Here is a 9,109-nt window from a genome sequence, read left to right as displayed (position 1 = left end):
AAGTCTACGAAAGAGCGCGGAGCGGGGGCTTTTCGCGCATCGGCGCGCTCGGCATAGGTGAGCCTAATGAGCAAGCGCCGTGGAGCAAGCGCCGTGCCTCGCGATTTCCCTGGGGCATCGGGCTGGCCCCGGCGCGCGTCAGTTTGCGTCGAGGCAGCGCACGCACAGCGAGCGGATTCGCGCCGCGCTCAGGCCGCGGCAGACCATGACGAGCGGCCGGCCATGGCATGACGGCGAGCTGCTGCGGACCGGCGCCGGTGTCGCTTTGGGCGCGATCGGCAACGCGGCGGGAGCATCGCCCGCGGCCGTGGCGGCGGGGCCGGGCGCCGCGACCGGACGCACGGCGGGGCGGGGGCGAACGGGCGCACCGCCCGGGTCGCGCACGAGCGGGATCGGCTCGGCACCCGAGCGCAGCGCATCGCGCCGCGCATTCGAGACGACCTGAGCGACGTAGCCACTCGAGAACCCGGTCGTGAAGTTGCCGCTGTAGTAGCAGGACAGGGCCGCGCGCAACGCCAGTTGCGTGCCTGCCGCGGCGCGGCTGGAGCGGGCGAAGCACTCGGTGAGGATGGCGCCGCCGACACGCAGATTGCGGCACGGCTCGAAGAGCGAAGCCGCCGTTTCGCCGTATTTGGCGAAGTTGCGATTGTTGACCTGGGTGAGGCCGACGCTGTAGCTGTAGCCGCGCGCTTCGAGCTCGGCCACGGTCGCGAGCGCTTCGGCGAGCGAGGCCGGCTGGCGCGAGAGGTGCGCGCCCACCACGCCGATCGCGAAAGGATTGAAGCCCGACTCGGTGCGCACGAGCGCCGAGAGCGTGCTCGCGTCGACGTTCGGCGCGCAGGTGCGGGCGAGTAAAACGAAGGCCGGGCTTTGCGCGGAGGGGGCCCCCGCCCGTGCGTCGGCACTCGGGTTTGCGAGCACGAGCGCCGCGCAGGCGAGTCCGAATGCGAGCATCCGGCGCACGCGCAGCCCCGTGTTCATCCCGCCACCCGGTAGGACAGGACGAGGCCGTGCACGAGCAGCGACCAGCCGTCGAGGGCGACGAAAAGCAGTAGCTTGAACGGCACCGAGATCGTGGTCGGCGCGATCATCTGCATGCCGAGCGCGAGCAGAATGTTCGCGACGAGCAGATCGACGACGATAAAGACGATGTAGATCACGAAGCCGATCTGAAACGCCTTCGTGAGCTCGGCGAGCGTGAAGCTCGGCACGAGCACGAGCAGATCGTCGTCCTTGAGACCGTCCGCACGGTTTTTCGGCCAGACGCTCGTGGCCGTTTTTACGAAGAACTCGCGGTCGCGCAGCCGCGTGTGCGCGGTCAGGAAGTCCTTGATCGGCGGCAGCGCGGCATCCATGATCGTGCTGACATCGGCTGTCGAGAACGAGCCCGAGGGCGTGAAGTTGCGGGCTTGCAGCGCATCGCGGATATTCATGCCGACGGGCGCCATGATGAAGAGCGAGAGGATCAGCGCAATGCCGTTGAGCACCATGTTCGGCGGCACCTGCTGAATGCCCAGCGCCGAGCGCAGCAGGCCGAGCACGACTACCAGCTTCGTGTAGCTCGTGACCATCAGCGCCGCGAACGGCGCGATGCCGAGCGCGACGATGACGGAGATCAGCGCGACGGGATTCGGCAGATTACCCATCCTGCCTCTCGCGTGGGGCATTCGTGGCGGGCGGCGTGAGCGCGGTTACGCGCACGCCGAGCTTCTGGCCGACGGCGACGAGGTGCCCCTCGCCGATGCGCGTGCCGTTGGCGACGATGTCGATGATGCTTTGGTTGATGCCTTGCTGAAGTTCGATCACGGCGCCTGGCTGCAGCGCGCCGAGCTCCCCGAGCGACATCGTGCACGAGGGCAACTGAAAGGCGACATCGACGGCCAGGCCATCGAGGCGCCGCGGCGAGGCATCGGCGGCGCCTTGAGGTGTGTCGCCCGCATGCGCGAGCGGCGGATCGTTCGATTGGGTTGATTCCAACGGCAGCTCCCTGATGCGTTCGACGACGAGTTGGTTGCCGGACGGCCGCCCGACGATTTCCCAGGCGGGCGAGGCGCGCACGCGCGCCGTGCACAGCAGATTCTTGCCTTGCGCGAGCCAGTGCTCGATCGCAATGATGTCGCCCGGCTCCACGTCGGCGAGCTCGCGCGCGGTGAGGCTCGTGCGGCCCAGTTCGAAGGCGAGCGGCACGGGCAGCGTGGCGAAGGCGGCGGTGGTGTTCGCGGCGGCATCGGTGGCCTGCTGCGGGCTCGATGCCGCGGGCGGCGAGGGGAAGAAGACACCGAGCACGTCGGGCGCGTCGAAAAGCAGCGCGCCGTGACAGCGCCAGTCCGACGCTGCGCGCCGCAGCGCGAAGCGCAGCGCCGCGGGCGAAGCAGCCGCGGCTGCGTGGTCGATCTCCGTATCGGCGGACGGCGGCAGCAACTCGACGCGCAGGCGCGTGAGCGACTCGATGGCGGCGAGCAGCGGGGCGAAAACGTCGGCGAGCAACGCACAGCGCACGACGGGCGGCACGGCCGGGTCGGCGCCATCGCCAAGCCAGGCGGCTTCGGCGGCGGCGTCGATGACGAGCGTGCCGTGCGCGAGGCCGGCGATGGAGAAGCGATAGCCGCGCGCACCTGGAGCCGGCGCCGCGTCGATGCGCCAGTTCGCTTCGTACTCGGCGTCGCCGAGCGCGAAGCGCAACGGCTCGCGCCGCGCATAGGCGTGCGTGAGACCGCTGGCTGCGGCGGCGGCCAGACGTGGCAGAAACGGCGAACTGGCGAGCGGCGTGGCGGCGGGCGAGGGTGTCGCGCGCGGGTCGGTCCGGCGGGGCGAGGCTTCGTCGTCCATCACCTGATCCGTTCGGTCGTCAGCGTCGGCTCGCGGGAAAGACAGCGCATGCACGGCGGGATCGGTCGATTGGCGGGTTGGCGGAAAGTATCGGAAAAACACATCCACCCGGCCGCTCAGCGCGTACCGGTCAGGCGATTTTATGGGTGCCTGTGCGCGGGCGCGGCGGGAAGACTCGTAGTCGGTGCGGGTGCCGGTGCCGGGCAGCGCAAAAGCACTACGGTTTTCCCGTCGGCCGGGGTACTCACGCGCGCTTCATTGCCTGACTTCGGCTTGCACGAGCAGGGTCAGAAGTTCGAGCGACTCCTGCCATCCGAGGTAGCAGGCTTCGGCCGGGATCATCTCGGGAATGCCTTCCTGCACGGCCGTGAGTTCGGTGCCGCAGCTCACGGCGCGCAGTGTGACGGTCGTGCGCATCTGGCCGGGAAGGTTCGGATCGTCGAATTCCGCGGAGTACTGGATGCGCTCGTGCGGCGCGAGTTCGAGGTAGGTTCCGCCGAACGAATGCGTGTGGCCGGTCGTGAAGTTGGTAAACGACATGCGATAGCGGCCGCCCACGCGGGCGTCGATCTCGTGGACTTTGCAGGTGAACCCATGCGGGGCGAGCCATTTGGCGAGTGCATCGGCATCGAGGAACGCACGATAGACCCGCTCGGGCGTGGCGCGCAGCACGCGATGAAGGCGGACGGTGTTGGTCGGCATGATCGAGCTCCGGGAAAAGGAAATAGAGGACGGCCCTCCGATTACTACGACGAACGAAGCCCTGCGAAATCGACAATGAGGCGCGAGCGACGCAACGGCGACGAGGCCGCCCTGGCATCCGCCGTGCTGCCGATTACGGCATGGCAACGATGAGCGATCCGGGAGGAATCATGAGCCATGGTTCACGTAATCAGCAATCGTCCGGCGAAAGAAAAGGCGGCGGGGGCAACGGCGAGCCGAGCGACGCCGAACGCGACGCCGCCCGCGAAGCCCGCCGGCAGACCGAGTTCTCCGGGCGCTCGCCGCAAAGCGGGAGCGGCAACAGTCTTGGGCCCGGCACGTCGGGCAAGCAGCCCGCCGCTGGCGGTAGCGCGGGCGAGCGCGGCAAATCGAGCCCACCGCGCGGCGGGCATTCGCATTGACCGGGCGAGTGGAGCGAGTCGGCCGCGCATGTCAGATCTGCTGCAAGACGGCGTCGCACCAGTCGCTGAAGCTGCCTTGATAAGGCATGACGGCGAGTCCGCCCGAGTCGCTCGCGTGCGGAAACACGCGGGTGACGCGGGCGAGCTGCGTCTTCTCCGTTTCCAGATCGATGTAGTAGAGCGCCCGCCGGCGCCCGTCGCGAGGCGCCTCCGCGAACTGACGCAGCAACAACCGCAACAGTGCATCTTCCTCCGGAAAGCCATAACCGATCAGCACGGCCACGCGCGACTCCTGCAAAAGGCGCACCGCTTTGGGAAAGAGCGCCTGAAAGTACGCCTGCTCGTAGTCCTGGGCGCGCGAGGGCAGCATGATCTGCGGCGGGTTTGCGCGTAGCCTCGCCTCATCGCGCTCGCGGTAGTCGAGTTCGAAATGCTCGCGCGTGCGGAAGATCTCGAAGCCGCCGTTGATTTTCAGCAGATGTCCGGTGGAGGCAATGGGCATCGCGCGCTGGACGTCGCCGCTGCCGCTCAGCGCGGCGGGCGTGAAGCCGCGGTAATAGCGCCGCGCTTGCGTGCTTGCGTTACATAGATCGGCACGTGCCACGAGCGCCTCCACGAGATAGTCGTAGTTGGTCGTCAGAAAATTGAGGCGGATACAGTCGCCCGCATCATGCCCGTGAGCGGGCCGATCCCACGACAGCAGCCTGGCGAAGAAAGCCAGAATCGCATGCTGCGCGTCGTCCAGCGGATCCGGTAACGCCGGTGCGCAGTCTTTTATCGGCGAGTGCCGGATGCAATCTCGGAATTTGCGGTAGACGAGATAGCGCAGTTCGCGCTCGACAATCTCGAGGCCGTAGTCGTCCACGTACCGATGCCGGATAGGCGGGTATTTGCGCAACATGCCGACCTGATAAACGAGATCGAGAAACATGGAGCGATCGATGCGAAGGTCCTTGGGGCAAAGGCTGACCGATTCGAGAAAGTTCGCGAGGATCGGCGATCGCTCGGCCCACTCGTCGCTAGAGAAATCAAAGAGGTCGTTGCCGATCGGATAGCGCTTGTCCCACGAATTCGAAAAGCCGGAGCCGAGAACGAACGTGACGTTGACGGCGATCTCCTCCGGCGTTTCCACGAGCGATTTCAGCGCTCGCGCGAAGCGCGTGGCGGAACTGTCCGAAACCATGGATATCTCTCGCTCGAAGGTCGATCGGGGCGCCTGTCGCCTGCGCGGGGGCCGGCTGCACGTCAGAGGCCTATGGAGGGCGAGCAATGCGCATACCTCGGCTTGCCGCCGTGAACGGCAACCGGAACCGGCAGGCGCGGTGCCCTTTCCCGCATCCCTCGCGTTCGATTCATCGACGTGCGGTGCTTCGTCGGCAACGATCGGTAAGGATGCCGAATCGGCAAGAAGCATCGGCAAGAAGAATCGACAGGAAGCGTCGACAGGAAGCATCGGGCGGGAGCAGGGCCGGCATGTAACACGAACCGCCGGACGCCGGCGCGGCTGTCGTATTTTTGCCCGCGCAAATCCTTACCAAATTCCAGAATCAATCCACTATCGCGCGCACCCCAAATCGAACGACCGTGCCCATAGAATCGGCTTCACTTATTCGAAAAGGAGGAGACATGAAAAAGGCGCGCGTCATTGCGCTGGCTGCGGCGTGTTCGTTCGCGGCTGCCGCACACGCTCAAAGTGCGGGCGACATCGTTTTGAACGCGGGGTGGTTTCATCTCGCGCCGCAAGTGTCGAGTCAGCCCATCAGCATTACCGCGCTCGGGGCGACGTCGACGGTATCGGGATCGGGTGCGATGCTCGACAGTGCCGATACGATCGGCCTCACGGCCACGTACTTCGTGACCGACCATATCGCGGCCGAGGCAGTGCTAGGTATTCCGCCGCGCTTCACGTTGTCGGGCTCGGGCACGCTTTCGTCGCTCGGGCAGATGGGTACGGCCTACGAATGGAGCCCGACCGTGCTGCTGAAGTACTACTTCAACGATGCGCAAAGCCGTTTTCGCCCTTATGTGGGCGCGGGCGGCTCGTATGTCTGGTACTCGGGGGTGAAGCTGAGCTCGGCCGTCGCGAGCGGCGCCTTCCTCTACTCGTCGACGTACGGCACGGCGCTCGAAGGCACGACTACGGCCAAGCTGAGCAGCTCGTTCGCACCGGTCGTGAACGCCGGCTTTGCCTACAACTTCGATAAACACTGGTCGGCGGGTTTATCGATCTCCTACATGTGGCTCTCCACGCGCGCGACGCTCACGACTCATTCGAGCGTGGGAACGGTAACGAGCAGCGCGAAGATCCACGTGAACCCGATCGTGACGTTCGCTTCGGTCGGTTATCGCTTCTGAGCGCGCACATAGTGCTGCCACAAAGCCAAAGGCCCGCTCGACGCGGGCCTTCGACTGCCTTTTTTCGGAAGTTCTCCACTGTGACCCGTGATGCAATCGATCGTTTGCGACGATCGATACAACGCGCGACACACCGCTATTTAACCTGCTTGCCGCGATTGGCCGCAACGGGAAATCGCATGAAGCGCCGCGCGTGGCCTTCCGTTCCCTTACATACGAACCGGCAACTGCGGGCCGATGCGTTGGCCGGCGCTCATGCGCCGCCGAGCCCCGGCACGGGCATGCCGAGCGTTTGCAGGATCAACACCGCGTTGAGCGCAACGATCGCGAGGGTGGCCGCCACGGCGCTGGCCGTCACGGCGCGGCTGTTGACGAAGCGGCCCATGATGTCGCGCCGGCTCGTGAAGATGACGAGCGCGATCATCGGCACCGGCAACGCGAAGCTCAGCGCGACCTGGCTGTAGACGAGCGCATCCGTCGCATTGACGCCGAGCGCGACGACGACGAACGCCGGTGCCATCGTGGCGAGGCGGCGGATGCCGACGGGGATGCGAAAGCCGACGAAGCCCTGCATGATCATCTGGCCGGCCATCGTGCCGACGACCGAGCTCGACACGCCCGAGGCGATGAGCGAGACGAGGAACACGGCGGCCGCCCCCACGCCGAAGAGCGGGATGAGCGAACGATAGGCCGTCTCGATCTGCGCGATCTCGGGATGCCCTTCGTGGAACGCGCCGGCGGCCATTACGATCATCGCCATGTTGACGAGCCCGGCGAGCGAAAGCGCGATGACGACTTCGCGGTTCGAAAAGCGCACGAGCGCCGAGCGGGCCGCGTCGTTGCGCGCCGGTGCCCGATGCTGCGTGAGCCCCGAATGCAGATAGATCGCGTGCGGCATCACGGTGGCGCCGAGCATGGCGGCGGCCACGGCAAGCGCCCCCTCGCCGGGCAACTGCGGCGTGACGGTGCCGTGCACGGCCGCACCCCAGTCCACGTCGACGATGGAAAGCTCGACCACGTAGGAGAGCGCAACGGCGGCCACGAGCGCGCCGATGATGATTTCGATCGGGCGGAAGCCCCGCTTTTGCGCGGCGAGGATCGCGTAGGTGACGATGCCGGTTATGACCATGCCCGCCATGAGCGGCAGATGAAAGAGCAGCGAGAGGCCGATGGCGCCGCCGAGAAATTCGGCGAGATCGGTCGCCATCGCCGCGATCTCGCTCACGCCCCACATGGCGTAGACCACGGGCTTCGAGAACTGCTCGCGGCTCATTTCGGCGAGATTGCGCCCTGTGACGATGCCGAGCTTGGCCGAAAGCCCCTGGAACAGCATGGCGACGGCATTCGCGATCACGACGACCCACAGCAGCGAATAGCCGTAGCGCGAGCCCGCTTCGATGTTGGCGGCGAAGTTGCCCGGATCCATGTAGGCGATCGAGGCGACCACGGCCGGGCCGGCGAAAAGCAGCATGGAGCGCGGATCCAGGCGGCGCCCGGCGAGCACTTCGCCTATCGCCTGCGTGGTCCGTTGCGTCATGCCCAGTGACATTTGCGCGGTCGTCATTGCCCACCTCTCTCGTTGCCTGCTTGTTCGCGGTCACGACGATAGTGCCCCGCGCGCCGTCGCAAGGACAATTGAACATTCCCATCGGGGCGATAAGGGCCAGACGCCGCCTGACCGCTATCGATGCGATAGAAAAAAAGAAGGGCGAAAAGCGGGGAGGGGCCGGCCGGAGTCAGGCCCGCGTGGCGCGGCGGAAGGCGAGCGGCGCGGCGCCGAGCGCCGCCCGGAAGCGGTGCGCGAAGTGGCTTGCATCGGCGTACCCGCAGGCGGCGGCGATCTGCTCGGCGCTGAGCGTGGTCGTGCGCAGCAGCGTGCGCGCGCGTTCGAGCCGCTCGCTCGCGATCCAGGTGTGCGGCGGCATGCCGAACGATGCGCGGAACATGCGCGCAAAGTGATATTCGGACAGGCAGGCGAGCTCCGCCAGTTCGCCAAGCGTCATCGTGCGGGCGAGGTTGGCGTCGATGTACTCGCGCAGCCGCCGCCGGACGGCCGGGGCGAGTCCGCCTGTCGCCGGGGCGTCGCCACGGCGCGCCGCCTGCGAGCGCAGCAGCTGGCTCAGGATCTCGTGTGCGGTCTCGTTCGCGGCGAGGCGCGCGTCGGCGCCTTCCCAGGAGCTCGTGGCGAGCCGGTGGCAGAGCGCGGCGATGCGGATGTCCTCGAAATAGGTGCGGTCGGCGAGCGTAAGCTCGCGCGGTTCGCGGTCGAGTTCGTGCACGGCTCGGCGCGTGAAATGCTCGGGCAGGAAGTAAAGATGCAGGAAGTGCATCTCGCCGCGCACCCACCAGCGCGATTCATGCTCGCCCGGCAGCGCGCACAGGCGCTCGGGCGCGCCATACTGGCCGGGCAGCTTTTGTCGTTCCGTCCGGTAGCCGCCGTCGATGTAGCACGAGAGCGTGTGGTGTCCGGGCCGGTCGTAGGCCGTTTCCTCCTCGACCGTCTCGCGCCGCCATTCGGCCAGGGCAAGGTGGTCGCCGAGCCAGCAGAAACGCTCGAGCGTCGCCTGCGCCTCGGCCAGCGTCCGCACGACCGAGTGAAGCCCGAACGGCGGCTCGGCGCTGGCGGCGTCGGCGTTGAGAAAGGGGTTCAGCGGGGTGTCCACGGGCGAAATCGGTCAATCGGGCGGTTTATCGGCTTGGGGTCGGCTTGGGTTGGCTCGAAATGCAGGCCAGACTTGCCGCGCAGCCCGGTCGGTGCGTGCCGTGCGCCCCGCAGCCACCGCGAAACGCAGCGCAACGGC

Annotated in this window: 9 protein-coding genes; 2 read left to right on the top strand and 7 right to left on the bottom strand. The window is 66.9% G+C overall.

All coding sequences use genetic code 11. The features are described 5' to 3' along the window. Positions 1-138 precede the first annotated feature (138 nt). The 4 genes from U0034_RS08510 to U0034_RS08495 all read right to left on the bottom strand — a co-directional run bounded on the left by U0034_RS08510 (position 139) and on the right by U0034_RS08495 (position 3,531). Positions 139-981 (bottom strand): lytic transglycosylase domain-containing protein, encoded by an 843-nt coding sequence (locus tag U0034_RS08510; protein WP_085228676.1) that lies wholly within the window; start codon positions 979-981, stop codon positions 139-141. Beyond that, positions 978-1,646 (bottom strand): type III secretion system export apparatus subunit SctR, encoded by a 669-nt coding sequence (gene sctR / locus U0034_RS08505; RefSeq protein WP_085228677.1) that lies wholly within the window; start codon positions 1,644-1,646, stop codon positions 978-980. Before sctR ends, U0034_RS08510 begins: the two co-directional genes overlap by 4 nt. Continuing rightward, positions 1,639-2,883, bottom strand: a complete 1,245-nt coding sequence (gene sctQ, locus U0034_RS08500) for a type III secretion system cytoplasmic ring protein SctQ (RefSeq protein WP_386092199.1) — start codon at positions 2,881-2,883, stop codon at positions 1,639-1,641. The genes sctR and sctQ overlap by 8 nt, the downstream gene beginning before the upstream one ends. Positions 2,884-3,084: 201 nt before the next feature. Further along, entirely contained in the window at positions 3,085-3,531 is a 447-nt protein-coding gene (locus U0034_RS08495; RefSeq protein ID WP_085228678.1) for an SRPBCC family protein, read from the bottom strand. A gap of 170 nt (positions 3,532-3,701) precedes the next feature. Between U0034_RS08495 and U0034_RS08490 the strand changes: the two genes are divergently transcribed. Beyond that, positions 3,702-3,953, top strand: coding sequence for a hypothetical protein (locus tag U0034_RS08490; protein WP_139831177.1), 252 nt, complete (start codon positions 3,702-3,704; stop codon positions 3,951-3,953). A gap of 31 nt (positions 3,954-3,984) precedes the next feature. Here U0034_RS08490 and U0034_RS08485 read toward each other — a convergent pair whose 3' ends face one another. Continuing rightward, positions 3,985-5,136 carry an SIR2 family protein gene (locus tag U0034_RS08485; RefSeq protein ID WP_158243491.1) on the bottom strand — a complete coding sequence of 384 codons (1,152 nt, stop codon included), beginning with the start codon at positions 5,134-5,136 and terminating at the stop codon, positions 3,985-3,987. Positions 5,137-5,579: 443 nt separating this feature from the next. Between U0034_RS08485 and U0034_RS08480 the strand changes: the two genes are divergently transcribed. Then, the gene (locus U0034_RS08480; protein ID WP_085228681.1) at positions 5,580-6,308 is read left to right on the top strand and encodes an OmpW/AlkL family protein; all 729 of its coding nucleotides are present in this window, start codon (positions 5,580-5,582) and stop codon (positions 6,306-6,308) included. A 253-nt stretch (positions 6,309-6,561) separates the two neighbouring features. Here U0034_RS08480 and U0034_RS08475 read toward each other — a convergent pair whose 3' ends face one another. Next, on the bottom strand, positions 6,562-7,872 hold the full coding sequence (locus U0034_RS08475; RefSeq protein WP_085228682.1) for an Nramp family divalent metal transporter: 1,311 nt from the start codon (positions 7,870-7,872) through the stop codon (positions 6,562-6,564). Positions 7,873-8,044: 172 nt separating this feature from the next. After that, complete coding sequence (locus U0034_RS08470) at positions 8,045-8,971, bottom strand: helix-turn-helix domain-containing protein (protein ID WP_233211863.1); 927 nt, start codon at positions 8,969-8,971, stop codon at positions 8,045-8,047. Positions 8,972-9,109 lie beyond the last annotated feature (138 nt).

It is taken from the genome of Trinickia caryophylli, assembly GCF_034424545.1.
GTDB lineage: Bacteria > Pseudomonadota > Gammaproteobacteria > Burkholderiales > Burkholderiaceae > Trinickia > Trinickia caryophylli.
The sequence above is the reverse complement of the archived record's forward strand: the minus strand, read 5'-3'. Positions and strand labels throughout refer to the sequence as shown.

Bases quoted from the DNA above. Each gene is read 5' to 3' on its own strand.
- U0034_RS08510 (WP_085228676.1), bottom strand. From the start codon at position 981: ATGAACACGGGGCTGCGCGTGCGCCGGATGCTCGCATTCGGACTCGCC.
- sctR (WP_085228677.1), bottom strand. From the start codon at position 1,646: ATGGGTAATCTGCCGAATCCCGTCGCGCTGATCTCCGTCATCGTCGCG.
- U0034_RS08495 (WP_085228678.1), bottom strand. From the start codon at position 3,531: ATGCCGACCAACACCGTCCGCCTTCATCGCGTGCTGCGCGCCACGCCC.
- U0034_RS08490 (WP_139831177.1), top strand. From the start codon at position 3,702: ATGAGCCATGGTTCACGTAATCAGCAATCGTCCGGCGAAAGAAAAGGC.
- U0034_RS08485 (WP_158243491.1), bottom strand. From the start codon at position 5,136: ATGGTTTCGGACAGTTCCGCCACGCGCTTCGCGCGAGCGCTGAAATCG.
- U0034_RS08480 (WP_085228681.1), top strand. From the start codon at position 5,580: ATGAAAAAGGCGCGCGTCATTGCGCTGGCTGCGGCGTGTTCGTTCGCG.
- U0034_RS08475 (WP_085228682.1), bottom strand. From the start codon at position 7,872: ATGACGACCGCGCAAATGTCACTGGGCATGACGCAACGGACCACGCAG.